The sequence below is a fragment of the Streptomyces sp. CLV115 genome (assembly GCF_038448545.1).
GTDB lineage: Bacteria > Actinomycetota > Actinomycetes > Streptomycetales > Streptomycetaceae > Streptomyces > Streptomyces sanglieri.
The window spans coordinates 1-24,216 of the sequence record NZ_JBCEWQ010000003.1 but is presented as its reverse complement, the minus strand read 5'-3'; the positions used below and the strand labels follow the sequence as shown (position 1 = coordinate 24,216).

At 68.8% G+C, this 24,216-nt stretch carries 23 protein-coding genes and 6 pseudogenes; 10 read left to right on the top strand and 19 right to left on the bottom strand.

The window, feature by feature from the left end; translation table 11 throughout:
* Positions 1-136 precede the first annotated feature (136 nt).
* On the bottom strand, positions 137-697 hold the full coding sequence (locus tag AADR41_RS01650) for a hypothetical protein (RefSeq protein WP_342279558.1): 561 nt from the start codon (positions 695-697) through the stop codon (positions 137-139).
* Between the two features lie 949 nt (positions 698-1,646).
* Between AADR41_RS01650 and AADR41_RS01645 the strand changes: the two genes are divergently transcribed.
* Complete coding sequence (locus tag AADR41_RS01645; protein WP_342279557.1) at positions 1,647-2,579, top strand: CPBP family intramembrane glutamic endopeptidase; 933 nt, start codon at positions 1,647-1,649, stop codon at positions 2,577-2,579.
* A gap of 638 nt (positions 2,580-3,217) precedes the next feature.
* Here the strand turns inward: AADR41_RS01645 and AADR41_RS01640 are convergent.
* Positions 3,218-3,475 (bottom strand): annotated as a pseudogene (locus AADR41_RS01640) (aminoglycoside phosphotransferase family protein); the annotation flags it as partial.
* On the opposite strand from AADR41_RS01640, the gene AADR41_RS01635 reads away from it, so the two are divergent.
* A complete protein-coding gene (locus tag AADR41_RS01635; RefSeq protein ID WP_342279657.1) occupies positions 3,422-3,715 on the top strand; it encodes a hypothetical protein in 294 nt (97 codons plus the stop codon). The pseudogene AADR41_RS01640 and the gene AADR41_RS01635 overlap by 54 nt on opposite strands.
* A 58-nt stretch (positions 3,716-3,773) precedes the next feature.
* Here the strand turns inward: AADR41_RS01635 and AADR41_RS01630 are convergent, their stop codons facing one another.
* Positions 3,774-4,706 (bottom strand): LysR substrate-binding domain-containing protein, encoded by a 933-nt coding sequence (locus AADR41_RS01630; RefSeq protein ID WP_342279556.1) that lies wholly within the window; start codon positions 4,704-4,706, stop codon positions 3,774-3,776.
* 68 nt (positions 4,707-4,774) lie between these two features.
* Between AADR41_RS01630 and AADR41_RS01625 the strand changes: the two genes are divergently transcribed.
* A complete protein-coding gene (locus AADR41_RS01625) occupies positions 4,775-5,977 on the top strand; it encodes an MFS transporter (protein WP_342279555.1) in 1,203 nt (400 codons plus the stop codon).
* Between the two features lie 273 nt (positions 5,978-6,250).
* On the opposite strand, the gene AADR41_RS01620 is transcribed toward AADR41_RS01625, so the two are convergent.
* The 4 genes and pseudogenes from AADR41_RS01620 to AADR41_RS01605 form a co-directional block, all read right to left on the bottom strand.
* Positions 6,251-8,029, bottom strand: a complete 1,779-nt coding sequence (locus tag AADR41_RS01620) for a reverse transcriptase/maturase family protein (RefSeq protein ID WP_342279554.1) — start codon at positions 8,027-8,029, stop codon at positions 6,251-6,253.
* A gap of 530 nt (positions 8,030-8,559) precedes the next feature.
* Positions 8,560-8,961, bottom strand: a pseudogene (locus tag AADR41_RS01615) (transposase); the annotation flags it as partial.
* Between the two features lie 67 nt (positions 8,962-9,028).
* Positions 9,029-9,568: a phosphoribosyltransferase family protein gene (locus AADR41_RS01610; protein ID WP_342279553.1), complete on the bottom strand. Its 540-nt coding sequence runs from the start codon at positions 9,566-9,568 to the stop codon at positions 9,029-9,031.
* 155 nt (positions 9,569-9,723) lie between these two features.
* Positions 9,724-10,156 (bottom strand): annotated as a pseudogene (locus AADR41_RS01605) (transposase); the annotation flags it as partial.
* Between AADR41_RS01605 and AADR41_RS01600 the strand changes: the two are divergent.
* Positions 10,156-10,497: pseudogene (locus AADR41_RS01600) on the top strand (IS5/IS1182 family transposase); the annotation flags it as partial. The pseudogenes AADR41_RS01605 and AADR41_RS01600 overlap by 1 nt on opposite strands.
* Positions 10,498-10,574: 77 nt before the next feature.
* On the opposite strand, the gene AADR41_RS01595 reads toward AADR41_RS01600, so the two are convergent.
* The 7 genes and pseudogenes from AADR41_RS01595 to AADR41_RS01565 form a co-directional block, all read right to left on the bottom strand.
* Positions 10,575-11,312, bottom strand: coding sequence for a dienelactone hydrolase family protein (locus tag AADR41_RS01595; RefSeq protein ID WP_342279552.1), 738 nt, complete (start codon positions 11,310-11,312; stop codon positions 10,575-10,577).
* A 286-nt stretch (positions 11,313-11,598) separates the two neighbouring features.
* Entirely contained in the window at positions 11,599-11,892 is a 294-nt protein-coding gene (locus tag AADR41_RS01590) for a hypothetical protein (RefSeq protein ID WP_342279551.1), read from the bottom strand.
* A 27-nt stretch (positions 11,893-11,919) separates the two neighbouring features.
* On the bottom strand, positions 11,920-12,663 hold the full coding sequence (locus tag AADR41_RS01585) for a sulfite exporter TauE/SafE family protein (RefSeq protein WP_342279550.1): 744 nt from the start codon (positions 12,661-12,663) through the stop codon (positions 11,920-11,922).
* Complete coding sequence (locus tag AADR41_RS01580) at positions 12,660-13,025, bottom strand: rhodanese-like domain-containing protein (protein ID WP_342279549.1); 366 nt, start codon at positions 13,023-13,025, stop codon at positions 12,660-12,662. Before AADR41_RS01580 ends, AADR41_RS01585 begins: the two co-directional genes overlap by 4 nt.
* A 244-nt stretch (positions 13,026-13,269) precedes the next feature.
* A pseudogene (locus AADR41_RS01575) lies at positions 13,270-13,702 on the bottom strand (MBL fold metallo-hydrolase); the annotation flags it as partial.
* A 330-nt stretch (positions 13,703-14,032) separates the two neighbouring features.
* Entirely contained in the window at positions 14,033-14,617 is a 585-nt protein-coding gene (locus tag AADR41_RS01570; protein WP_342279548.1) for a rhodanese-like domain-containing protein, read from the bottom strand.
* Positions 14,618-14,752: 135 nt separating this feature from the next.
* Complete coding sequence (locus AADR41_RS01565; RefSeq protein WP_342279547.1) at positions 14,753-16,138, bottom strand: MBL fold metallo-hydrolase; 1,386 nt, start codon at positions 16,136-16,138, stop codon at positions 14,753-14,755.
* A 529-nt stretch (positions 16,139-16,667) separates the two neighbouring features.
* Here AADR41_RS01565 and AADR41_RS01560 point away from each other — a divergent pair.
* Positions 16,668-16,910 carry a metal-sensitive transcriptional regulator gene (locus AADR41_RS01560; protein WP_342279652.1) on the top strand — a complete coding sequence of 81 codons (243 nt, stop codon included), beginning with the start codon at positions 16,668-16,670 and terminating at the stop codon, positions 16,908-16,910.
* A gap of 350 nt (positions 16,911-17,260) precedes the next feature.
* On the opposite strand, the gene AADR41_RS01555 is transcribed toward AADR41_RS01560, so the two are convergent.
* Entirely contained in the window at positions 17,261-17,929 is a 669-nt protein-coding gene (locus AADR41_RS01555; protein ID WP_342279546.1) for a response regulator transcription factor, read from the bottom strand.
* A complete protein-coding gene (locus AADR41_RS01550; protein WP_342279545.1) occupies positions 17,926-19,068 on the bottom strand; it encodes a sensor histidine kinase in 1,143 nt (380 codons plus the stop codon). The genes AADR41_RS01555 and AADR41_RS01550 overlap by 4 nt, the downstream gene beginning before the upstream one ends.
* Before the next feature lie 118 nt (positions 19,069-19,186).
* Between AADR41_RS01550 and AADR41_RS01545 the strand changes: the two genes are divergently transcribed.
* The 3 genes from AADR41_RS01545 to AADR41_RS01535 are packed head-to-tail and all read left to right on the top strand — an operon-like array spanning position 19,187 to position 21,278.
* A complete protein-coding gene (locus tag AADR41_RS01545) occupies positions 19,187-19,366 on the top strand; it encodes a hypothetical protein (protein WP_342279544.1) in 180 nt (59 codons plus the stop codon).
* Between the two features lie 17 nt (positions 19,367-19,383).
* The gene (locus tag AADR41_RS01540) at positions 19,384-20,289 is read left to right on the top strand and encodes an ABC transporter ATP-binding protein (RefSeq protein ID WP_342279543.1); all 906 of its coding nucleotides are present in this window, start codon (positions 19,384-19,386) and stop codon (positions 20,287-20,289) included.
* A complete protein-coding gene (locus AADR41_RS01535; protein WP_342279542.1) occupies positions 20,286-21,278 on the top strand; it encodes an ABC transporter permease subunit in 993 nt (330 codons plus the stop codon). The genes AADR41_RS01540 and AADR41_RS01535 overlap by 4 nt, the downstream gene beginning before the upstream one ends.
* A 786-nt stretch (positions 21,279-22,064) precedes the next feature.
* On the opposite strand, the gene AADR41_RS01530 is transcribed toward AADR41_RS01535, so the two are convergent.
* From AADR41_RS01530 to AADR41_RS01520, 3 genes and pseudogenes are all read right to left on the bottom strand, one after another.
* On the bottom strand, positions 22,065-22,301 hold the full coding sequence (locus tag AADR41_RS01530; RefSeq protein WP_342279541.1) for a hypothetical protein: 237 nt from the start codon (positions 22,299-22,301) through the stop codon (positions 22,065-22,067).
* A 5-nt stretch (positions 22,302-22,306) separates the two neighbouring features.
* Positions 22,307-22,657 (bottom strand): recombinase family protein, encoded by a 351-nt coding sequence (locus AADR41_RS01525; protein ID WP_342279540.1) that lies wholly within the window; start codon positions 22,655-22,657, stop codon positions 22,307-22,309.
* Positions 22,658-22,861: 204 nt separating this feature from the next.
* Positions 22,862-23,530 (bottom strand): annotated as a pseudogene (locus tag AADR41_RS01520) (TetR/AcrR family transcriptional regulator).
* 86 nt (positions 23,531-23,616) lie between these two features.
* Between AADR41_RS01520 and AADR41_RS01515 the strand changes: the two are divergent.
* Both AADR41_RS01515 and AADR41_RS01510 read left to right on the top strand, forming a co-directional pair.
* Positions 23,617-23,799 (top strand): hypothetical protein, encoded by a 183-nt coding sequence (locus AADR41_RS01515; protein WP_342279539.1) that lies wholly within the window; start codon positions 23,617-23,619, stop codon positions 23,797-23,799.
* A complete protein-coding gene (locus AADR41_RS01510) occupies positions 23,799-24,194 on the top strand; it encodes a cupin (protein WP_342279651.1) in 396 nt (131 codons plus the stop codon). The genes AADR41_RS01515 and AADR41_RS01510 overlap by 1 nt, the downstream gene beginning before the upstream one ends.
* The last annotated feature ends 22 nt before the right edge of the window (positions 24,195-24,216 follow it).

Sequence of the window (24,216 nt, the reverse complement as noted above, 5' to 3'; positions counted from 1 at the left end):
AGAACTTCTGAGGTCGCTGCGATGCTCAACATGTCCACAAGTTGAGTCGATCGGGAAGCATCGAAATTGGGCTTGAAGGGCTACAAGCTCGGCCGAGGCAGAAACGCCAAGGTCCTTTGCGAGAGGACCGAAATCTTCAAGTGGCTGGAGCAGCAAAAGGTCCATTCCCGGCCCAGCCGGTGGCGGTCACGACCTCGCCCGCGATGTCCACGACAGGCCGTCCGTCTGTCACCACCCGCACGGTCCCCGCGCAGGCCCGCTGGTCCAGAAGCCGTGCCTTACGGATACCGCCTTCCAGCTCCTGCTCCAGCTCCGAGCCGAGTTCCCGGCCGACCAGCCGCTCGCCGGCGGTGACGTCGGAAGCGGTGAGCAAAACTCGCGTGATACGTACCTTCGCCCCCATGGCACGCTCGAACATGCCGGTCGCCTCAGGCAGCACACACGCGGTGTTCGTGTAGATCAGGCGGCAGTAGCCGAGCCGGTTGAAGTTCTCCCACACGGCTGTCAGATTCCTCTCCGTGATCTCCGAACGGTGCGGGTCCCCCTCTGGTGCCGGATGCACCTGTCCCATGAAGTCACCATCGATGACCGCATGGGAGACCGCCACGGCGCGCAGCAACGCCGAAACCTCCCACCCCACCGTCGTCTTGCCGACACCGGCCCGCCCCCCGATGAGCAGTACTTCCGCGTGATCCATGGACGCAGCCTGCCAGTTGACGACCGCCTCAGGCGATCCGATATCGATCCATCCCCATGACCACCTCTCCGATCAGCGAGATCGCGATCTGCAGCTGGAGTATTGGAAGCGGGCGATGGTGAGCGCACCAGGCACACCCATGACAGGAGTCAGTACCGCTCGACGCAGTGGATCACGGGGAGCGCGTGGGGCGCTCAGTGGCGATCGAAACAACGATGGTGGCCGTCAGCTCACGTCAGGGGCCGCCCCTCAGCCATTCTCACAGGGCCGCGCGAATGGCTGTCAGCCGCCGCTCATCCTTGGACCGTGTCCTATGTGGTGATCGCTCGTCGGGCTGTTCATGGGGCGGGATACGTGGAGTTGGATCGTTCCGGAGTCGTAGTGGGCGCGTGAGTCCGGCTGCGACAGCGACGCAAAGGCGGCGAGGCAGAAGGCTCTCTTGAGCTGTTCGTTGCCTCGTCGGGAGGGACGGTACGCCAGACGGTCAGCCCCCTCGTCTCGGCAGGCGAGGCCGGTGTGGTTGCCGCCCGCGACGCGCTTGGAGTCCGCGGCTGCGCCGTGACGGATTCGGTCACAGTCACAGTCACGGTCACTGTCGGAGTCGCGGAGCGTGCCGTCGGCGAGTTCACGAGGATTGGCAGCCCGAAGAACCCGAGCACCAGCCCCAATGCAGCGGTGACCGCGGAGACCCACGCGGTCAGGTCCCGGCTCCGCCCGCTCGGTGTCAGGGGCGGTATCGGCGTCGGCGCGGAGCGGTGTCGGAGGGCTGGGTGGCGACGGGTGCCACCGGTCCCTTACGGCTCGGCCAGTCCTGATGAACCTCGAAGTCAGCCGCTGGCCGTCTTCGACGGGTGGAGAGTTCTCCCAGCAGGAAGGGGAGCCAGCTCCACTGTCGATATGCGTTCTAGCTGGATTCCTCGCTGCTGCGCCGATCCGTAGGTTTCACGTCATGACGCTTTCAACCAAACACGTACCACTTGTCAACCGGCGACGTGGTCTGTTCATCTTCCTCGGTGTCGCCTACCTCGGCATGTGGGCGGCCATGTCACCGCTCCTGGCCAGCGGTTACCAGCGCGGTGACGCACGCGAGGAGACCGGTGCACTGCAGGAGGTGTGCATCTCGGCCGCGATGTTGGCACCTGCCCTCGCCGCAATTCTCGTCGTCCGCTGGGTCGAGCGCAGCGGTCGGGTGCGGGACACGCTCGCCCTGCGCTGGTCGAAGCCCTGGGGGCGTACTGCACGGGCGTGCCTGTTGGCTTTCTTCGTCCCCGCCGGCCTCACCGCCGCTGCTCTTGTCATCAGCACCTTCGCCGGCCGCTACCAGTTCGGTGGAGTGCACTGGAACGGGCTCGGCTCGTGGGCGATCTCAGCAGTGCTGGGCATGCTGTTGTCGCTTCCGCTCTTCTTCGGTGAGGAACTGGGCTGGCAGGGCTACCTTTTTCCGCGCCTCGCACAAGGCGGTGACCGTCGGAGCCTGATACGGGCGTACGCAATCACCGGCGCGGCCTTCGCCCTGTGGCACCTGCCCACGCTGCTGATGGGCGGCCAGTACCCGGGGCGGCCCTGGTATGTGTCGGTGCCCGGCATGGTGGTGAGTTGCCTCCTCATCCTGCCGGTCTTCACATGGCTGCGGCTGCGCTCCGGCTCGGTCGTACCCGCCGTCATCGGCCATGCGTTCGTGAGCTCGGTGAGTGTCGCCATGGTCACGGAGTTCGCGGATTCCAAGTCGACACTGGATCCCCTGCACATGAGCATGGTCGGATGGCCCGGCTGGATCGCCACAGGCGCGCTCGTCGCTTTCCTGGCGCTGACCGGCCGACTCCAGCCGTCCTTCTACAGGGACCGCGCCGCCTCTCACCCCGCATCGAGCGACAAACTGTAAGTGCGTGTTCTGCGGGGCCGGCCACAGGGCGAGCCTCCAAGGTCCGGGCAAGGCGGGGCGGGACGAGAGTCCACGGCGAGGTGTTCATCCACATTGCGTGAACCCGTTGACGTACGCCCCACGCACCCTACGCGCCCAGGGGCGGAGCGCTCAGACGGGCATCGGCGTTCTCGTCCTGAACGTCCATGTCGAGAACACGCTGACATGGGGCTCCACCCGATGTCGTGCATCGCCACTGGGTGCGGAACATCAGGCGTTCCACTCGGTGGACGGTGCCCGGCGTCGTCACCACAGTCAGGCATTGGAGTGCCGCAACCGGAACAAGCCGCAGGCGTCCCGGCGCGCGTCCCGACGCGCGGGCCGGGTTGCCGATCCGGTTCTGCCGGGAGCGGGCCGGCACGACTGCCCGGCGGCGGCAAAGCAGGGTTCCCCGGCGCCCTGGAGTCGCCGTCGTTGTTTGCGCAGCTCCTGCTTCTTCTTCGACTTCGGCTTCTGCCTTCGGGGTCGCTTCCAGACCGGCTGCCGTCCCAGGGACTCATCGGGCTCGGGCTCCTGGTCCGCGTCGAGGGCGGGGGCCGTCCAGGCGCGGGCCACGCCGGCGCAGGCGAGTGCGTCCTCGGGATCGGGGGCGGTTCTTCCGGGTTTGAAGGCGGTACGTCGAACAGCACGTCGCCCCGCTGGAAGTCCCGGTGGAGGATACGCCCTTCGCACGGCGGCGCGGGCTTGCGGATCACGTCGATCGCCGCGGCCCATACGTCCTCGTCGGCGCCCTTCGGGACGACGACGGTGTCGGCGGTCGTCAACGCCACATACTTTCGGGGCCGCTCGACGCGTCGTAGCGCGTGGATCGCCGCGAGTTGGCGGGCCGGCAGAAGAACGCGGGCGAGGGCGCCCTCTGGCCGGCCGAATCCGGGATCACGGTGCCTGTCGGCTCGTGTCGGCCACCGGTGCGCGCGTGCCTCGACCGGACCGGACGCCCTCCCCACCTGGCCGGTGCCGTGGGCGCCGCACTGCGCGCGCACGCACTCACCGCCGGATGGATCACGCGCATCGGCACCACCCGTGCCCTCCTCGTGACACCCGCCGGACGCAAGGCATGGCACGACCACCTCGGCCTGCCGTCGGATGAACTCTGATCCTGGACTCCTGCCAGGCCGAGAGCTGCCTCCACGACGCCTTCGGTCGCATGTCCTGTCAACCGGACCCCGGGGTGGAGAAGTGGGTCCCGGGGCCCGTGCCCTTCGCGAGGGCCACCGCGAGCGCCCGGAAGATCCGTACCTCCGGGTTGTCGTCGTCGGCCCGTACCGCGAGATAGCTGCTCTCCCACGGAGCATCGAGGACGGGTACGAAGACGGCGCCCGGCCACGCGTAGTACCGCGCGAAGGAGTGCAGGCCGGAGCCCGCGGCGCGGCCGGTGACCACGCCGGTCAGCACCTCCTGCGGGGTGACGGCGAACTGGGAGCTGCGGCGCTGGGCGCGGTCATCGAAGTACAGATAGTCGGTGAACGTGTGAGGGGTGTGCCCCGGGACGCGGAACAGGGGCAGCTCGGCGAGGTCCGCGATGCCCACCCCGGACGTCCGGGCGTCGGCCAGTGGCGACCGCTCGTGCACGACGACGATCCGCTGCTCGGTGGTGAGGACGTCCGCGACGAGCCGCTCGTCGTCCGGGCTCGGCCGCACGAAAGCCACGTCCACCCGGTCCTCCACCAGCGCGGTCACATGCTCCGTGAAGTCCAGCTGCCGGATCTCCACCCGTATCCCGGGCCGGGCCCGCCGGTAGGCGTTGATGGCCGCGGGCGTCAGCTCCGCCGAACCGTGCCCCATGATCCCCACCCGCAGTGGCCGCCCGTCATCCGTCTTCCGTGTGACGTCCGCCAGGTCGTCGAGTGCGGCGTTCGCGGCGTCGAGGAGTGTGCGCGCGTGTCCGGCGAGCCTTGCTCCGGCGGCCGTCGGCACGACGGGGGAACCGGACCGGTCGAGGAGCCGTGCGCCGACCTGGCTCTCCAGGCGGCGTACGTGCTGGGTGACGGCGGGCGGCGACAGGAACAGCCGTGCTGCGGCCCGCCCGAAGTGCCCCTCCTCGACGACCGCCAGGAACGACGACAGCAGTCGCAGGTCAAGCGCCATACGACCAGGGTAGACGGGGAGCCGGGCAGGCGGCGCGGGCCGGACGGCCGGGGACGTACGAATGAGGCATGACCGCACCCCCTGTCACCGCACCGCCCGTCACCGCTCCTGCCGAACCCGTGCCCGCCATGCCCGTCCGTGCGGCAACCGGCTCCCGGGGCGCCCGTGCCGCATGGATCATGCTGGCTTCCGGCTGGAGCGCGAACCAGTTCTCGGCGCTGCTCGGCGCCTACCGCAGCCACCTCGGTCTGGCCGAGTCCACGGTGACCGGCCTGTTCGCGGTCTACGTCGTCGGTCTGATCCCGGCGCTGCTGATCGCGGGGCCGCTCGCGGACCGCAGGGGGCGGCGCCGGGTGGCGCTCGTGGCTCTCTTCCTCAACGTCCTGTCGACCCTGCTCCTGATGGCGGGCGGCGCCTGGGGCGGTACCTGGCTGCTGCTGCCCGGCCGCTTCCTGACCGGTGTCAGCGCGGGCGCGCTGCTGGCTGCGGGCAGTGCCTGGATCAAGGAGCTGTCCGACTCGCCGCGCCGACCCGGGCTGTTCGTCTCGGCCGGATTCGCGACGGGCGGCCTCGTGGCGGCGCTCGTCGCACAGTGGGCGCCCTGGCCGATGGTGACGGCGTACGTCCCGCACGTCGTCCTCGGAGCGGCGGCGGGATGGTTCGCCCTGGCCGCGCCGGAGACGTACAGCCCGCTCCCGGTATCCAGCTCCGAATCCGCCCACGAGCACGGCCGGCGCTTTCGGCGCACGGTCCTGCCCATGGCGCCCTGGGTCTTCGCGGCCCCCACCATCGGCTTCGTCACGCTGCCGAGCACCCTTCACACCGGCCTGATCCTCACGGGCGTCGCGACGGCCGTCGTCCCCGGCACCGGTCTGCTCACCGCACGGCGGGCTGGGTCCACGCCCACTGCGGGCCTGCTGGTCGTCGCGGTCGGAACGGCGACCGCCGCCGTTGCCGCCGCGACGGAGAGCCGGCTCCTCGCCCTCTTTGCCGCGATCGTTCTCGGCGCGGGCTACGGACTGGCCCTCACCTACGGCCTCACCCGCACCGCAGCTCTCGCCCCGCCCCACCAACTCGCCCGCTGGACGGCCCGGTTCTGGACGGCGGCGTACCTCGGCATGTTCACTCCGTACGTCCTCACGCTCCTCGGCCACATCACGACAACGCCGGTGCTGCTGGCGGCCGTCGCACTGCTCGCCCTCGCCCACGCCGCCGAATCTTCATCACGACGCCATCGTCAACGGCCCTCTCCCCGCACATCGCCCAGGTGATCACCGGGCACCAGGACATGGCCGTGACAATCGACGGCCAGGTTCTGTCTCTTTGGTCGGCGTCGGGCCCGGATGAGGATGCCCGCGAGGTGCGGGGCGGCCTGGTGGGCGATCACGAGCTCATCGGTTCGTGTGGCCAGGCCGCGCCATTGGCTTGAGCTGGTTGGTTGGGTAGGCCGCGCGGCGAGGTCCCTGCCATGTGCAGGCCCTTTTCCGCACGGCCCCCCTCCGAACCCGCCGTACGAGTTTCCCCGTAACGGGCTCTCCAGTGACCTATTTCGTGACGCGACTGGTTGGCTTTCTTGAGTGGATCGTGTCATGGCAGCCGATGCAGACAACCAGAGTCTTGCGCCGTTTCTTCACCATGACCCGATGCCATTCGGTAGGCGGCTCTACCCTGTCGAGGTCAGCGAGTTTTCGGATGTGATGCACCCGCACGTCTTCCGACGTCCCGCATAGCTCGCACTTCCCCTTCAAGAGCCGGGTAATCAGCTCTTTTCTGGGGTGGGGGTTGGCCGCTTGACGGTCCGTGAGAACCGCTGCCTTCTGTCGCGTGAGTGAGATTCCGCCGAATCGTGCGACCAGTGACTTCGTGCCTGTGCTGCGGGGGACGCTGGCTTCGAAACATGTGCGGGGCCCATTCGGTGTCTTGATCTTGGCCTTGTAACGGGCCGCCATCTTGGACACCGTCGAGTGGTGCTTCGCTGCGAGTGTCTTGAGCAACGAGGTTTCCATGGCCCAACGCAGCCGATGCAATCGGCATACGTTGCCGGCCAGGAGGTAGTACTGGACGATGCCCCGGTATTCGGCCCCGTAGATGTTAACGATGGTGTAGTCGTCATCGTTCAGGAGTTGGGGCCGGTGCGCGGGTTTTCCGCGACTGAGATATAGGGCTGCCTTGTCTCGGATCACCTTTGCTGGCACACGTAGAGCAATCGAACCGTTAGCCGTCCTACGGCCTCGGGTTGCCTGCCTGTCGTTGTGCTGCACGGTGATCTCGTATCCGAGGAACGATGCCGCGCCCTTACGGGCATGGGTGATCAGTGTCTTCTCCGGCGATAGTTCCAACTTGAGGTCTTCTCGGAGGAATATCGCGAGACGCCGCTTGATCTCCTCGGCCTCGGATCTCGGCCCGATGAACCCAAGAAGGGTGTCATCGGCATATCGCACATAGCGCAGTCTCCGGAAGCCCGGATCGTTGGGATCCACGCTGGGAATACTGCGCTGCTGCTTGCGAAGTGACCGGACTTCAGCCCGATCTCCCCGCCTGCGAGCGCGCGCGATCGCGTTGACCACCTCCAGGTAGGCAGGGTTGCGCGCCCTGCTTCGCCCTCGGGTGTTGTGCGGAATCAGAACCTTCTCGACAAATCTGTCCAGGCGGTGCAGGTAGATATTGGACAGCAGCGGAGAGAGTACTCCGCCTTGAGGTGCCCCGCTGAGCGTGGCTCCCCAGGTCCAATCTTCCATGTACCCGGCCTCAAGCATGTTGCGCACGAGCCGAAGAAACCGGCCATCGTGAATCCGTTCTGTCAGGGTCTCGATAACGACTTGATGGTCGATCGTGCCGAAGCAGTCAGAGATATCACCTTCGATGAACCAGGTCGTACCCGTCCAGGTATTGCCCACCTCCGTCAAGGCGGTGTGGCAGCCCCGCTTGGGTCGGAACCCGTGGGAACGGTCGGAGAACTGCGGCTCGAAGTATGCCTCCAGAAGGAGACGCATCACCTCGCCGACGAGTTTATCCGACCAGGTCGGCAGTCCAAGCGGCCGGGTCTTCCCATTTTTCTTGGGAATGTTGACTCGCTTTACTGGGCTGAACCGGTAGCGCTCGTGACGCATCGCATCGATGATGCGACCGATCTTCCCCAACGACATGCCATCCACGGTTTCTTGCGTGACTCCCGGCGTCATCGCCCCTTTGTTGGAGTAGATGCGACCGTAAGCCACCAGGTATAACTGCGGGTTGAACATTTGCCGATACAGCTCACTGCACGGCAGACCACGTCTGCCGCGCTCACGAAGGATGCCCAACACCGTGTCGGCACTCTGCATTTCGCATACCTCCCGGTCTCATTCGCATCCAGTCACCTGTGCCCCTTCGCCCTGTGAGCGGCTTTCCCACTCTCCTCGGCAGGTCGTTACTCCTGCGACTACTACGGGCACTCCGTCGCCCTAGGGTTCGCACCCCGTAGGCGATCCCACGTTCGTCCTTGTTGTACGTCATAGCGTGACGTAGGTGCCCCACTCATCTCCTTCAATGTCCTCACTGGACATCGCCCCATGTCACGGAAGGTATGTCGGCCATGCATCAAAGCCGTCACAGAACATGGCATCGGTTTCAGTAGCCTTTCCGATGGATGCGAACTTTCATCGACTGGAGATTGGGGTTCAGGCAATCCAGCTTTCGCCCTATCACGCGGGCCCCTCAGCGCACCGCCCCTGGCAACTGAGCCCGGTCGCTGATTTTCTGGCATGCTCTGGTCCCCTTCACCTTTCGGATCCAGGTGAGCCATCAGGCCCAGGAATATCCCTCCAATTCCTCCCGGCTGTGCCGGGGATACAACAAGGCGCCTCGTGGCGCACATGCACCGCTCGACGGTGTTCCGCTTTTTGTACGCCTCGCTGTCGAAGCCGGGCGGACGGCCACCGAGTCGGCCCCGCCTCAGGCTGTGGCCAACCCGGTCGGACGGCTGTGGAATGACAGCGCGGATCCCTCGCCGCCGCAGGCGGGTCCGGATGGCGCGTGAGGAATACGCACGGTCGGCCAGGACGGCAGCGAGCGTGCGTTTCCAGGTTCCATCGACGGCCCATCCGATCAGGCGCTTGTGCGCGGTCCGGAACGGGCCGAGCTCGTCCGGGAGGTCTCGCCACGGCGAACTGGTGCGGTACCTCCATGCGATTGCCTCACGTGTGCGGCGGTGGTCGGCCCACCGCCGTTCGCGAACCGGATCGGCCGGCATCAGCGGCACGATCCGGTCCCACATCGCATCAGTGATCACCAATCGGACATACAGGCCCAGTTGACTCACCAACCGGCCGAGCGGACATGTGTCAGGACTTCCCGTCCCAGGCGGGAAGTTCGGCAGCGGCGACGATGCTGCGGACGCCCAAGTCCGCCCGCCGGGCCGGGGCCGTTTGGTCAACGACGACGGAACAGCCGGCCCACTGTCCGCCGCACTCTTCGACCATTGACCGCACGGCCGACGCCTGGCTGCCCGTCTCGATCCAGTCGTCAACCAGCAGCACCCGGTCCCCGTGGCCCACCGCCGCCCGCTGCAGACGTAGCTCCTGACGGGTACCCCGGTAGTCGGGGTCGCTGCGCCGGGTGACCTTGTCCCCCGGGAAGATCCCCTCGCCCTTGCGTACTGCGACGAAGCCGACGCCGAGTTCGACGGCCACCGCCGCACCGAGCAGGAATCCCCGCGACTCGACGCCGCAGACGGCCGTGACGCCGTCGTCCCGGAACGGCCCGGCCAGGCCGCGGACCACCACGGCGAGCGCCCCGGGGTCGCGGAAGATCGGCCAGACGTCGGCGTGGCCGCCGATCCACCGGAAGCGTTCGAGGGCCACGGCACGTGCGTGAGGCATCATGATCGAGAGTCTGCGGACAGGCCGGCAGCCCAGGCAACCGGATTCTCGTTCGGGGAGGACTGGTGGGTGGTACACCAGCTTCGCCGTGATCCTGATCCTGATCCGGACCCAAAGCCGAAGCCGAAGCCGAAGCCGGCCAAGGAGACACGGCCTGGCCCTGCGTAGGCGGTCAGGTGTCCGGCGGTCTTGAAGTTACTGCCGTCGCCGATGTCGATGAGGATCCTCGTTGCGGTCCTGACCCCGATGCCGGGCATGGAGATCAGGACTGGGAAAGAGGGGCCTCCAGCAGTTCCTCGATCTTGGTAGCGAGGATTTTCCGCTGGTCGAGTACCAACCGGAGGGAGCCGGTGAGGCCGGGCACGATCAGTGCGGCAGCGTCGGTGACCGGGGTGACCACGGTCTGTTCGTCCAGTGCGGCGAAGATGTCTTCGGCGGGACGCTCGGCCGTGCGCGGGGCCTTGGGCCGCAGCAGGGATACCAGCCGCGCCGGGCGGCCTTCCTCAACTGAGCTGTGGAGCCATAGTGTTCAAGGAGAACCAGCACGGCCGGATGGTCGAGCCGGGAGCCCAGGACCCGCTCAAGTGAGGGGCCTGAAGCCCATGGTGGCCGCTCTCCAATCGAGACACGACCCCCACCGCGGCTGGCATTACTGACCCGGCAAGCTCTACGCGGACAAGGCGTACTACATCCCTGACCTGCGGAAATGACTGCCCGGAAAACGAATCGGCGTATGCATGGCCCGTAAAGGAACCGAGTGCGGCGAGGGGCTCCGACGCCGCAGACGGGTCATCGAGCGCACCATGTCATGGCTGACCGGCTACCGCGGACTCAACCACCGCTACGAACCCCACCCCCGCAACTACCTGGACTTCCCCGGCCTCGCCGCCACCCTCTCCTGCTGCAAACGAATCCTCCGACTCACCACATAGGACACCGTCTCAAGTGGAGAGGACGGACGGTGCGTGCCCGGCGCCGACCAGGCCCGGCGCCGGCATGCCTACCTGGGTCATGCCCCCAGATCCTCCGTCACGGGCATGCACTCGGCGAGCAGGTCGACGACGTCGCGCCAGGCGCGCTGTGCGTGCCGTGGGTGGTAGCCGACGCCGGGGCGCACGGTGTGGTCGACCGGCGGGTGGTGGAAGGCGTGCAAGGCGCCGCCGTAGACCACGAGGCGCCAGTCGACGCCCGCGGCCTGCATCTCTGCGGTGAACGCGTCCCGTTGTGCGGGCGGCATGATCGGGTCTTCCGACCCGACCCCGGCCCACACCGGGCAGCGAATGTGTGCCGCCTCGCCCGGTCGGCCCGTGGTCAGTGCGTTGACCGTCGCGATCGCGCGCAGGCTGACGCCGCCGCGCCCGAGTTCCAGCCCGATGGCACCCCCGGTGCCGTAGCCGACGGCGGCGATCCGGTCGGGGTCGGTCCGCGGTTCGGTACGCAACACGTCGAGCGCCGCATGGCCGATGTCCCGCATCCGGTCGGGGTCGGCGAGCAGTGGCATGCAACGGGCCAGCATCTCCTCGGGGTCACCCAAATAGCGCCCGCCGTGAAGGTCGAAGGCCAGCACTACATATCCCAGTTCGGCGAGAGCATCGGCCCGGCGGCGCTCGACGTCGCTGAGTCCCGTGCCCTCTGGTCCGAGCAGCACCGCGGGCCGGCGGTCGACACCGGCCGGGAGCGCGAGGTGCCCGATCATCGTCAAACCGTCGGCCGGGTACTCGACCGTACGCGTCGTAATCGTCGTCATGGGACTGGACTGTAGTGATCGTCGAGCCCGGTCCGGCCGGTGTTCTGCCGCTGGCAGAACAGTGTGGGCGTCACTCTGATGAAATTTGATGAAATACGGCGAGCACTCACAAGAACCGTCACAGACCCCGTCCCCACCGCAGCGGTGTCGGATCGCCTGCCCAGGCCACGTTGTTGGCGACTGACCCTCGCGGCAGGATTCTGGCGTATACCGGCCCGCTCCCGTGAAGGGCGTCACCAGCTAGTTCACCTCACGGTTCAGGCGGCCTGGCCGGGACCGGCGGCGATCAGGTCCTGCTCGCGCAGCGGTGTGAAGGCCGAGGATGGCCGCGAGGAGTGCTCCGGCGGAGGAGACGCCGGCGATGGCCGAGCAGGGCGAGGGCGAGGATGAAGCCTGCCACTTGGACGAACAGTCCGGTGAAGACCGCCGGGTCGCTGGTCAGGCCGAAGATGTCAGTGCCGATGAGCGGCACGGTGGTGCGTTCCAGGCCCACGAGGCCGCCGACGGTGACGTCGACGACGACCAGGAGGATGAACTGTCCTCGCGGTGTGCGGGTGCGGACCTGGCCGGGAACCGGCACGGCGGACGGGAGGAGAACGGCGGAGGGTCAGATGAACGCGTCAGCGAGCATGAGGGCCGCGACCGCGAGCAGGGCGTAGGCGAAGAGGCGTTGCAGCGTGTTGCCGCTGAGTCGTTGTGCGTGGCGTTTGCCGTCCCAGGCGCCGAGGATCGCGGCGGCGGTGAAGGGCGCTATGACGGACCAGTCCAGATGCATTCCGGTACCGGCCCGGGCGCCGAGCGCGGCGATCGAGTTGATGGTGATGACCAGCAGGCTGGTGCCGATGGCCCTGCGCATGGGGAGATTCAGCACTCGTGCCAGGGCTGGCACGGCGAGGAAACCGCCGCCCACACCCAGCAGCCCGGTCACGGCGCCGAGGCCGGCACCGGCGGCGCCGGCCTTGACGGGGCGCACCTCGCCCGCGGCCGGGGCGGGTGCGGGGCGCAGCATGCGCAGTGCGGCAAGTCCCGCGACGACGGCGAAGGCGATGGTCAGCCCCGCCTGGGGCAGACGGCCGGCGGCCGTGCCGGCGAGCGTGGCGGGGACGATGCCCGCCGCTGCGAAGAGCAGCCCGGTCCGCCAGACCACGTTGCCGTCCCGGGCGTGCCCGGTGAGCGCTGTGATGGACGTCAGGGTGACGATGATCAGACTGGCGGTGATTGCCTGCGCCGGCGGCATGCCGATCAGGTAGGTCAGGGCGGGGACGGCGAGGACGCTGCCGCCACCGCCTAGGCCGCCGAGCGCCAGGCCGACGACGGCTCCGGCTACGAGCGCGATGATCAGGGCGGTCATGCCACCGAGCCCTCATTGCCGCTTCCGTCGACGACGGAGTACCCGGCGGCAGCCCACTCCTGCATGCCGCCCTTGACGTCCACCGTGTCCGCGCCGTGCGCGCGGAGCAGCTCGACGGCCTGCTGCGAGCGGTGTCCGCTGCGACATATCACCACCAGCGACCGTCCCTGGGCAGCCTGTGGCAGTGCAGCCCCCGCGACCAGGGCGGACAGCGGTGCGTGCACTGCGCCGGGCGCCCGCCCGGCGTCCCACTCGCCCCGCTCACGTACGTCCAGCAGGACAGCCGGGGCGTGGGCGCCCTGGGTGCGCCGATGGGCTTCCTCGACGGTGAGGCGTTTCTTGTCTTGGGAGAACAGGGACATCACAGGACCTCTCGAATGCAGTCGTGCAGGAAGTTCATGCAGGAATCGGGGCGGCCACCGGTTGCCCGGGGGACGCGTGCGGTATCGGCCGGCTGTCTGCTCAGCTGGTGACCACAGGCAGCCCGGCAGTGGTGGCGGAGTCGAAGCCGTCGTCGACGGCGACCACGTCACGGCCGGCGGCGTCGAGGAGAGAGGCGGCGATTCCGGCGCGCATGCCACCCGCGCAGCGCACCCACACGGTGCCTGCCGGGCCCATGTGCGCGTAGTGGGCGGGGATGTCCGCGAGGCACGGCCAGGATCTCGGCGACAGAGGAAGTGGCGTCGGTGGTGAGCGCCGTGTTCGCGGACTTCTCCCGGCCGATGGTGGTGGGGTCGCCCTCGGCCTGCGCGGAGGAGCACAAGCTGCCGAAGCCGTGCGTCGGCAGGGCGGCCGTCGCATCCGGCAGCTCGGCTGCCAGACGGTGTACGGAAGCGTGCTGGGCTCGGGCCGGCTCCTCGGTCGGCCGGGGCTCCACCAGGTCGGGGCGGCCCACGGTGCCGATGGCGATCAGCAGCGAACCGCCGGTGAACTCGGCGACGGTGGTGCCCTCTTCTTCCAGCGCGTACGCGGCGTGGTGCGGGGTGTGTCCCCGGGTGGCGACGGCCCGCAGCACGAGACCGGCGTCGACGGTCACGGTGCAGTGACGATTGCCAAGTCCCTCAAACTCGATGGTGTCGATGAAGAATACGAAGCTGCTCCCTTCCCCTTAATACCCCCCTGGGTATCCACTGAATCGAGTATACCCAGGGGGTATTTGCATTTTGGTGTGGGGCAACTCTCCCCCAGGACGTGACGCCCGGGACCTGTTCAGTTCTCGGGTGTTCCCCGGCACGTCGCCGCCGGGTCCGAACCCCGGCCGAACGCGAGGCCGGCAGGGTTGGAGATGGGGTTCACAGCGGTCGCCGGGAGCGAGGCTGCTGCGGCGATTCCCGTCGGAGGATCGCCGGCCAGGATGGGTGCGCGATGCTCACGACCCGTTCCGGAGGGAGGCGATGACGGTGCGGACGTCGGTTCGCGGGCCGCGGTTGTAGGGCAGCTTGGAGAGCATCATGCCCATTGCACAGGTGTTGCTGAGCGCGGCGAAGGTCAGCCCGGCGCCGATCGCGGTGCCGATCAGGTGCACGCCGGGGACGAAGAAGCCCACGACGCCGCTGACAAGCACGATCGAGCCGGCTATGAGACGGACCTGACGTTCCAGTTCCCAGCGCTGCTGGCCGCGGTCGACCGGTGCACCGGAAGCCTCCCAGGCCATCATGCCGCCGTCGAGGACTCGCAGGTTGGGCAGGCCCGCATCGGCGAGCGCCTCCTCGGCCTGGGTGGCGCGAGCTCCGGAGCGGCAGACCAGCACCACGTCCTCGTCCAGGTGCCGCCCCAGCTCCGTACGGTGCTCGCGCAGAGTGTCCAGGGGCACGTTGTAGGCGCCAGGGATGTGACTGGTCTGGAACTCGCCGGATGTACGCACATCGATCAGACGGGGGCCCTCGCCGGTCTTGATCAGGTGCTGAAGGGTGGCGGGCGTGAAGACGGAGGTGCGGGAAGCGTCGGTGGTCATGAGAACTACTCCGTGGAGAGGAAACGAAAACAGGGACGGGAAGTGGAGAGCAGGCACGCCCGCGCAAGGGGCGTCAGGACACCTGGAGGTCCTGTGCGGGAGTCCGGCAGCCGAAGGAAGAGGGAGGGTGGCGCGTCAGGCGGCGGGCGTGTCGAGCAGGGCCCAGGCGGCCCATCCGCCGAGTACGTCGGAGACGTCCTCGAAGCCCTGGTGGCGCAGCAGGCTTGCGGCGATCGAAGAGCGGTGACCGCCCGCGCAGTGCAGGACCAGCGGCCTGTCGCGCGGGATCTCGTCGAGACGGCCGGGGAGCTCACCCAGGGCGATGTGCAGGGCACCCTCGATGAACCCGTTCTCGCCGCGCTCACCGCAGTTGCGGACGTCAAGGACGACCGGCGGGTTCTCACCGTCCAGCTCTGCGCGCAGCTGGGCGGCGGTCAGGCGGCTGGCCGGGGTGACCGTGTCAGCCACCGCCTCCAGGGCCTCGTCGGGGGAGGCCAGGTACCCGGCGACCCGGTCGAAGCCGATCCGGGCAAGCCGGGTGACGATCTCCTCCTCACGCTCCCCCGGCGCCACGACCAGCAGCTCCGTTCCGGGTGGCAGCACGGTGCCGGCCTGTTCGGCGAACCGGCCGTCGGCGGGGACGTTGACCGCGCCGCGCAGGTGACCGGCGGCGAACTCCTGCGGGTCACGCGCGTCGACCACCACCGCGCCCGCCGCACGCCGGGCCATGAAATCCGCCGTGCTCAGCGCCCGCGGCGCGCTCGCCGGGTCGAACAGCTCCCGCTCCCGGCGGTTGAGGTCCGCGTCGTAGGCGAAGTATCCCGGAGCCGCCGACTGCCCGGCGGTCACGAGCGCGACGAAATCCCGCTCGTTCATCGGCGCACACGCGTAGTTCGTCGCGCGCTGCTCGCCGATCGTCGACTGCCGTTCGGTGGACAGGTTCTTGCCGCAGGACGAACCAGCGCCGTGCGCGGGAAACACCCGCACCTCGTCGGGCAGGGCCATCAGCTTGTGCTGCACGCTGTCGTGCAGCATCGCGCCCAGCTCGTCGGCGGTCACCCCGACCGAGGCCAGCAGGTCCGGGCGGCCGACATCGCCGATGAACAGCGCGTCACCGGTCAGCACGCCGTACGGGACCGCATCCTCGGCACGCTCGTACACCAGCACACTGATCGACTCCGGCGTGTGGCCCGGGGTCTCCATGATCTTCAGCGTCACGTCTCCGAGGCTGACGGTGTCGCCCTCGGCCAGCTCGCGGATCGCGTACTCGGTCTCGGCCCGGCGCCCGTAACCGATCCACGCGCCGGTGCGGTCGGCCACCTCCAGGTGACCGGCGACGAAGTCCGCGTGGAAGTGCGTGTTGATGACACCCACCACGGTGAAACCACGGGCTTCGGCATCGTTCAGGTACTCCGACACGTCCCGGCGCGGGTCCACGACCACGGCCTGCCCCGTGGTCTCGTCGGCGATCATGTACGACGCCTGGGACAGGCACTCAAGGTAGTACTGCGAGAAGAACACGGAAACCTCCAGAACAAGACAGGCCAGATACCCCGGTGGGTATTAATCCGAGCAAGAGTCGGCCTGGCGCGAGGGCGGCGCACGGGACGGGGCCCGAATGCGGCTCTCGACCCGCCGGGACTCGACCCGCCGGGGCTCGACTCGGCGAGGGCCACGAGCCCCCGGACCAATGGATACCCCATGGGGTATTACACCTTCGACCGTACGAAGCTCCGCCCGCATTGTCAAATACCCTGGGGGGTATCAAGAATCGAGGAGGCACCGCCCGGCGAACACACCCGGGGTGACGCACGGCTGGACGCTTCGACCCGAGGCGACAAGGCCGCCGAAGCGCGCCGTGCGGGACAAGCCTTGCGCGGCCGGCACTGGCGATTCCTGGGCCCCCCGAGAGGTTGGCCACCCCGGCTCCGCGGCTCAGATCCCGGGCGGCGCAAGCCGTCGACCGGGCCGACTGATGCCCGGATTAATACCCCACTGGGTATTGTTGTCGAGATCGAAGGAGGATGACGTGCAAGTGGACGAGGAATCGATGCGCCCCGTCCTGAACCGCCTACGGCGGGCGCAGGGGCAGCTGGCCGCGGTCATCACGATGATCGAGGCGGGTCGCGACTGCCAGGATGTCGTGACGCAGCTGGCCGCCGTCTCCCGCGCCTTGGACCGGGCCGGATTCAAGATCGTCGCCAGCGGAATGAGGCAATGCCTCGCGGGAGACCCTGACACCCCGCCCATGTCGCAGGAGGAGCTGGAGAAACTCTTCCTTGCCCTGGCATGACCGTCAGCGGGGCCATGCGACGCGGCCACCGGCTCTCAGCACCCCGCCGCGCACGATCGCTCCCACAACGATCGCCGCGTCAACAAGATCAGAAACAAATCGCCGCTGAACCCTGCATCGCGCCAGACTCTGAGCTGTGGCTACGCAGGCGGGAGCGAGGAACGCTTGTAGCCGAGCGTGGAGAGCATCAACACGTCGGTGATGCCTGGAACGTTGGCGAGTTCTGAGAACGCCTCTTCAGCGTGTCGGCGCAGTCTCGCGGTCCACGCAGTCCGCGAGGTGAAATGGGAGCGCGCCGGAGTGAACGAGACCAGACCCAACAGCACCGGCACCGAGCCCGCTTCACGTGCTCAGGTGCGTGGTGCCCAGGAGTCCATGAGACGGCTCTGCCAGGCCCAGGCGGCGACCTCGACGCGATTACGGACGCCGAGTTTGTCCTGAATAGTAGCCAGATGACTCTTGACGGTACTGAGGGTGATGAACAGCGCGGTGGCGATCTCCTGGTTGGTGCGGCCCCGGGCGATGGCCCGGATCACATCCATCTCCCGTGCCGAGAGCGGCCGTGCGGGCCGGGCTGCGGACGCCGCCCGCGCCGGGGCGAGGTCCCGGAGCAGGCGCAGGGTGATGGACGGGGAGATCAGGGCGTCCCCGGCGTGTGCGGCCCGGACGGCCTCGGTGAGCAGGGCGGGGGCGGCGCCCTTGAGGACGAAGCCGACCGCCCCGGCGTGCAGTGCGCCGTGGACGTACTCGTCCAGGTCGAAGGTGGTGACGATGACCACCCGGAGCGGGTCGGTGATTCCGGGGCCGGCCAGGGCACGGGTTACGTCGATGCCGTCCAGTGCGGGCATGCGGATGTCGACCAGGCACACGTCCGGGCGCAGTTGACGGGCGAGTTCGACCGCTTCGGCGCCGTCGGCGGCTTCGCCGACCACGGTGATGTCGTCCTGGTCCTCCAGGATGAGCCGCAGGCCGCTGCGGATCATCGCCTGGTCGTCGGCGAGCAGGACTCGGATGCTCAACGGGTCTCCTTGCCGGGGGCGGGCAGGGTTGCGCGGACCGACCAGCCGGTGTCCCGGCCAGGGCCGGCGCTGAGGTGGCCGCCGAGTGCCTCGACGCGTTCACGCATGCCGATGAGGCCGAAGCCGCCGTGGTGTTTGGGTCGGGTGTGGCCGGGTGGGGCGTCGTCGGTGACCATGACGGTGACGCCGTCCGGGCCGTGGGCAATGTCGATGACGGCGGAGCGGGCATGCCCGGCGTGGCGGGCGATGTTGGTCAGGGACTCCTGGACGATCCGGTGGACGGTGGTGGCCACTTCGGGTGCCCAGGGCGCGGGGTCGGCGGGCAGTCGCAGGTGCACCTCGGGGCCGTGCCCGTCGAACCGGCGGACGAGTTCGGTCAGTTCGTGCCGACCGGGTGCGGTGGGAGCCGTGGTGGCGACGTCGTCGGTATCGCGCAGCAACCCGACCACCCGACGCATCGCGGTGAGCGCCTCGCCACCGGCCTCCTCGATGTCGGTGAGAGTGGCGTCCAGACTCTCGGGCCGCCGCCCGGCCACGATCCGCGCGGCCTGGGCCTGGACGACGATGCCGGTGATGTGATGGGCGACCACATCATGCAACTCCCTTGCCAGAGCGAGCCGCTCCTCCTGCCGGACCGCGTCGGTGGCGGCCCGTCGGCGGAAGTCCACGAAGCGCAGCCCCAGCCCGGCCCCGAGCGCGAGGATCCAGCCCTCGATCCCCACCCGGAAGGGCGTTCCCGGACCCTCGGCGGTCAGCAGCCCGGCGGCCATCAGCGCCAGCCCGGCTGAAGCGACGGCAACGGTCGGGCGCCACGAAAGCGTTCTCGCAGCGGAGCCGCCGAGGACGAGCAGCCCCACGACGGCGCCGGCGCCGGGCTCGCCCGGCAGATCCGCGACCCCGGCGGTCACCGCGCCCGCCCCCGCGACGACCAGGCCGGCCGCGGCGGCCCAGCCCCGATGGCGCTCCCTGCCGAGTGCGATCAGGCAGACGACGGCGCCGACGCACGCATCGACGGCCCAGACGCGGCCCTGCATGCTGTACTGCACCGCCACGACGGTCAGTACGAGCGCGAAGAACGCGCCCAGCACCGCGTTCACCACGATTGTCGGCCTGCGGACCGGCCGCTCTGCTGTACTCACCCGGCTCACGCTAGCCCGCCCCGGCGGACCGCCGAACCAGCCGAAAGTACGACTCCGTGCACCCAGATGCGTCCCTTCGGCCGGTGCGCGGCCCTCGGCCGATCAACAGGCTGGCCACATGCCTGATTTCACCTCTGTACCTCTCCTGCTCGCCGCGGCGGCGCACGCCGAGGAGACCGAACGAAGCCCGCTGCTGTACGCCTGGTGGGCGCTCAACCTCGCCGTGCTGATCGCGGTCGGCTACGGCGCCTACCGGTTCGTCAAGTCGCGGCGCGCAAAGCGCGCCCCTCGCGGCTGACCCGGAGGGAAAGACACATGACACCGGTACTGAAAGCCGTGAAGCTCAGCAAGCGTTACGGCCGCCACCACGCGCTCACCGACTGCGACCTGAACGTCCCGCCCGGACGGGTGATCGGACTGGTCGGCCCGAACGGCGCCGGCAAATCGACGCTGCTGCAACTGGCCGGCGGACTGATCACGCCCAGCTCGGGCACGATCCGTGTACTGGGCGCCACACCCGCCGCCGGCTCCGCCCACCTGGCCAAGGTCGGCTTCGTCGCCCAGGACACACCCCTCTACGCCGAACTGTCCGTCGCCGACCACCTGCGGATGGGCGCCCGGCTCAATCCCGGCTGGGACCAGGAACTTGCCCGGCGCCGCCTCGCCCGCACAGACCTCGATCCCCGGCAGAAGGCCGGCCGGCTCTCCGGCGGCCAGCGTGCCCAGCTCGCCCTGACCCTCGCGGCGGCCAAACGACCCGAGCTGCTGATCTTCGACGAGCCCGCCGCCGCCCTGGATCCGCTGGCCCGGCGTGCCTTCCTGGACCAGCTGATGGAGTCCGTCACCGAACTGGGCGCCGCCGCCGTCCTCTCCTCCCACGCCCTGCCCGACGTGGAGCGGGTCTGTGACCACCTGATCGTGCTGGCGGGCTCGCGGATCCAGCTGGCCGGTGATGTGACAGAGCTGCTGGCCGGCCACGTCCGGATCACCGGCGCTCGCTCCGCCCTCTCGGCCCTGCCCGCCGATGCAGATGTCGTCGCGCTCACCGACCGCACCGAGCAGGAGAGGACCGCCCTGGTCCGTGCCGACCGCAGGCTGCTGGCCGGTGGTCCATGGGCGACGGCGGACGTGGGCCTCGAAGAGCTGGTTCTCGCCTACCTCGGCCGGACGGACCGGACCGATGGCCGACCTGTTCCGACTGCCGTGGAGGCCCACCGATGATCTGGATGACCTGGCGTCAGTTCCGAACCCAGGCGCTGGTGGCCCTCGGGGCGCTCCTGCTCCTCGCCGTGTACCTCGTCATGCTCGGCGGGCAGATCCACGGCGCGTACGACGACACCCTCGCCCACTGCGCGAGCCGTGAGGCATGTACCGGACCGCTGGGTGCCTTCGCCGACCGCTACAGCCTCCAGACCGACCTGCTCGGCTACCTGCTGCTCGCTGTCCCCGGTGCCATCGGGGTCTTCTGGGGCGCACCTCTCATCGCCCGGGAACTGGAGGCCGGCACCCACCGCATGGTGTGGAACCAGAGTGTGACCCGCAGCCGGTGGCTCGCGGCCAAACTCGGCCTGGTGGGCCTGGTGAGCACGGCCTGCGCCGGCCTGTACAGCCTGCTGCTGACCTGGGCGACCGGCCCGGTCGCCAACGTCCTCAACAACCGCTTCGAACCGGCGCTCTTCGCCTCGCGCAACATCGCTCCGCTGGGCTACGCGGCCTTTGCCTTCACCCTGGGCGCCACCCTGGGCCTGGTCCTTCGCCGTACCGTGCCCGCCATGGCCGCCACGCTGGTGGTCTTCGCCGTGCTCCAGATCGCTGTACCCGCGATGATCCGCCCGCACTACGAGGCGCCCGCCCGCACCTCGGTGCCACTCACCGCAGAACTGGTCGGCCGCCTGACGAAGATCGGCACCTACGGGGACATCGGCGGCCTGCGAATCCCCGGTGGACCGTGGGTCGTCGAGACCAGCCCGATCCTCGACTCCGCAGGCAAGGAGGTCGGCCACACCACGTGGTTCCAGGACTGCATGGAGCGCAGTTCACTCTCCGAGCTGCCCGCCTGCCTGGCCAAAGGCGACGTCCACGTCGAGATCGCCGAGCAGCCGGCCGACCGCTACTGGACCTTCCAGTACGTGGAAACCGCACTCTTCGCCGCCCTGACGGCCCTCCTGGCCGCCCTCTCCTTCTGGCGGATCCGTAGGCATCCTGTCTGACGGAACACCGCTGCGGCTCGCTTCCCGAACACGACGACGGCCCGGACCGCCGGTATGTTCCGGGCCGTCCCGGGAAGGCGGAGGATACGAGATCCGGAATCGAGAGGCGCTTCCCTCACGAAGAAGACGCTCAGCGTGATGGGCGCCCCCGACACCGATCCGGGTGTTACGGGGCTGGTCGCCGGCCCGGCCCCGTCATGGCAGTTGCGGAACCAGCCGGCGATGATGCGGGAATTCGCCGGCTGGAGGACGGGCCCGGCGTCGCGCTGTGGCCGGGGGCTGTGGACCCCGCCTCGGCGGAATGCTGCTGTCCTCGGTCTACTCGTCGCGGGCGGCGTACTGGCAGCCGCGTTCTGGGGCCGGGGTGATTCCGAAGGCGTGAGCGTGCCGCCACTCCCGTCTCCGGCTTGCTGGAGGCGGGGTCGCTCGGTGCCGACAGCCGGTACAGCGTCCCGTATCAGGGGCCCGAGGCTGTCATCCGGCGCGTGTGCGGACGTGTCGACGCGAGCCGTGTCTGCTTCGCCCTCGGAGTCACCGATCAGGGCCGGGCCGCGATCACGGTCGACGTCCATCTGGAGCGGGCACGGGCCTCCAAGCCGGACGGGACGGCCACAAGCAGTGCGCGGCCCGCGTCCACCCGTCGATTCCGGTGGTCCGCCGGGGGCCGCCCGGTCACCGGGCCGAGGTCGGGAAGCGTGTTCTCCTCAGGGGTATCGCCGAGGTGAGCTCGAAAGCCGCCATTGATCAATCCTGGTGTGGCAACCGGCTTCCGCTCAGTGCCGGGTGTCAGTCATGAGCACGTCGACGCGGTTCTCGTACTCGCGGCGGGCCTTGCGCTGTGCCGGGATCGCCGGCCAGGGCGGCGATGGACCGGCCGTCCAGGTATGCGGCGCGCACGTCGTCGGTCTTGTCGGCCTTGATGGCCGGCCGGCGGCCGCCCTTGTTGCCCTTGGCGTCGGCGGCCCGCAGTCCGTCGTACGTCAGCTCGCGCTGGAGTTCGCCGGCGGCGAGGGTCTGCGCCATGAACTTCACCGTGGACAGCAGCTCTCCGGTGCGCGGGGGCGGGCGGTGAGGTCCATGGCGGAGAGCGCGCCGTCGTGGATGCGCAGGGCGAGGCGGTCGCGGTGGAGGACGTCGAGTACGTGCCCGGTGCTGCGCACGAGGCGGAACATCTCGGAGATGTGCACGGTGTCGCCCGGCCGCGCGTAGGCGAGCAGCTCGCCGAACTTCGGCCGTTCCAGCGGGTGGAGGCGGCTGGATGTGCCGGCATGTTCCTCGAAGACGACCGGGTCCTCGATCCCTGCCTCGCCCAAGACGAGGTTCTGACGGTCGGTCGACTGCTGGTCGGTCGACACCCGTTTGTAGACCAGGTTGGCCATGCCGCTCTCCGTGTCGGTGGTCGCATTCGACCCTAGCTGTCAGCAAACCCTGTCATCATCCGTCATCGGATCTGATTGGATCCGAGCCGCCGACGGGCCCCGGAATGTCCGGGTTCATTGGACGCGTACGGTGCCTGTCGTCATTCGTTCGTTTGACGGCACTTGAGAGCCGTGGTGTCCGGCCAGTGGTCCGGCGGCAAGTCGTCAGCGGCCGGCGAGAAGGCAGTCCAGCAGGGCCCGGAGCCCGTCCAGGTAGGTGTCCTCGGCGGTCAGCGGTGCCCAGCGGTCCGCGACCTGTGCCGAGCGGGGTAGCTCGCTCGGGTCGAGTTCGGCGAAGACATGTTCGCGGTAGGTCGCACGGTCATTGTCTGCGCGCCGTCGGGCCGCTGTCGTCCTGACCACGATCTCTTCGGCGGTGTAGTACCAGATCGCGCGGTAGCCGTGCACGGCCCGGTCGGGGAAGAGGCCCCATTCGACCAGGCCGTCGACGATCTGCTCGACGAACCACAGCGCGGATGTGGACAGCAGGTCGTCGGCGGTCAGTACCTCCACGATCCAGGGGCAGGCGGCGAGCGCCTAGTGGATGGCGGTGGTGGCGGCAATGACCCGCTCGCGGAGGTGGGCGGGCAGTTCGGGTCGGCGCAGGGTCCGTGCGGCGTAGTCGTCCAGCAGCAGGACGAGCAGTTCTTCCTTGTCGCGGACGTGGTGGCAGAGCGCCATAGGCGTACTGCCGATCTCCGTGGCCAGCCGCCGCATGGTCAGCCGGTCCACTCCTTGCTCGGCCACGATCCGGCGGGCTGTCTCGATGATCTCCTCGCGGGAGATACGGGGAGGTCGGCCCAGGACTTTGCGCGGTGCGGACGGTTGCGGCATCCCCATCATCCCCCAGGTGTCGACACGGGCCACCTCTCTGGGCTAATTTTTCTTACATGTATAGAAACTCTCGTGGGAGACCTGGAGTGGTGCTGGCGGCAGCCGCCGTCGCCCAGTTCGTCGTCGCCCCGGGCCTGGCCATCGCCGCCGCCATTTTCGTGCTCGCGGCGGTCGTGGCAATCGGCGTGCTGCCGCGCCGCCGGGCCGTCACACCTCTCCCGCAATCCACCGCCCCCACCCAGAACCAGTTGGAAGGAACACCGTCATGATGACGACCACCACCGTCGACCTGTTCGCCTCGGCGCTGCATTTCCACCCCGACGGCGACGTCCGAGCCGTCGAACGGCAGACGACGAGCAGCGGCTCCGGCGCCTGGCAGATCGCCACGTTCCACGTCGAGACCGACGCCGACGTGCACGCCGATTACTGGGAGATGCACCCGGAAGCAGCAGAAGCGGTGTGTTGCCTGACCGGCGGTATCCGCCTCTACTTCCGTCCCGACAGGCCCGGCGACGCCGAGGACATGGTGCAGTTGCAGGCAGGCGCCGCCGTGATCGTCCCCCGCGGCCGCTGGCACCGCCTGGAGCTGGAGGCGCCCAGCGACCTAATGTCGATCACCCTTCGCAACGGCACCCGCCTCGAAAAGCGCACCGACACCCACTGACCGTGAGGTGGCCCGGCAGACG

Bases quoted from the DNA above. Each gene is read 5' to 3' on its own strand.
- AADR41_RS01560 (WP_342279652.1), top strand. From the start codon at position 16,668: ATGCGCCCCGTCCTGAACCGCCTACGGCGGGCGCAGGGGCAGCTGGCC.
- AADR41_RS01535 (WP_342279542.1), top strand. From the start codon at position 20,286: ATGATCTGGATGACCTGGCGTCAGTTCCGAACCCAGGCGCTGGTGGCC.
- AADR41_RS01545 (WP_342279544.1), top strand. From the start codon at position 19,187: ATGCCTGATTTCACCTCTGTACCTCTCCTGCTCGCCGCGGCGGCGCAC.
- AADR41_RS01625 (WP_342279555.1), top strand. From the start codon at position 4,775: ATGACCGCACCCCCTGTCACCGCACCGCCCGTCACCGCTCCTGCCGAA.
- AADR41_RS01645 (WP_342279557.1), top strand. From the start codon at position 1,647: ATGACGCTTTCAACCAAACACGTACCACTTGTCAACCGGCGACGTGGT.
- AADR41_RS01650 (WP_342279558.1), bottom strand. From the start codon at position 697: ATGGATCACGCGGAAGTACTGCTCATCGGGGGGCGGGCCGGTGTCGGC.
- AADR41_RS01540 (WP_342279543.1), top strand. From the start codon at position 19,384: ATGACACCGGTACTGAAAGCCGTGAAGCTCAGCAAGCGTTACGGCCGC.
- AADR41_RS01610 (WP_342279553.1), bottom strand. From the start codon at position 9,568: ATGATGCCTCACGCACGTGCCGTGGCCCTCGAACGCTTCCGGTGGATC.
- AADR41_RS01585 (WP_342279550.1), bottom strand. From the start codon at position 12,663: ATGACCGCCCTGATCATCGCGCTCGTAGCCGGAGCCGTCGTCGGCCTG.
- AADR41_RS01510 (WP_342279651.1), top strand. From the start codon at position 23,799: ATGACGACCACCACCGTCGACCTGTTCGCCTCGGCGCTGCATTTCCAC.
- AADR41_RS01580 (WP_342279549.1), bottom strand. From the start codon at position 13,025: ATGTCCCTGTTCTCCCAAGACAAGAAACGCCTCACCGTCGAGGAAGCC.
- AADR41_RS01620 (WP_342279554.1), bottom strand. From the start codon at position 8,029: ATGCAGAGTGCCGACACGGTGTTGGGCATCCTTCGTGAGCGCGGCAGA.
- AADR41_RS01570 (WP_342279548.1), bottom strand. From the start codon at position 14,617: ATGACCACCGACGCTTCCCGCACCTCCGTCTTCACGCCCGCCACCCTT.
- AADR41_RS01525 (WP_342279540.1), bottom strand. From the start codon at position 22,657: ATGGCCAACCTGGTCTACAAACGGGTGTCGACCGACCAGCAGTCGACC.
- AADR41_RS01530 (WP_342279541.1), bottom strand. From the start codon at position 22,301: ATGGCGCAGACCCTCGCCGCCGGCGAACTCCAGCGCGAGCTGACGTAC.
- AADR41_RS01630 (WP_342279556.1), bottom strand. From the start codon at position 4,706: ATGGCGCTTGACCTGCGACTGCTGTCGTCGTTCCTGGCGGTCGTCGAG.
- AADR41_RS01595 (WP_342279552.1), bottom strand. From the start codon at position 11,312: ATGACGACGATTACGACGCGTACGGTCGAGTACCCGGCCGACGGTTTG.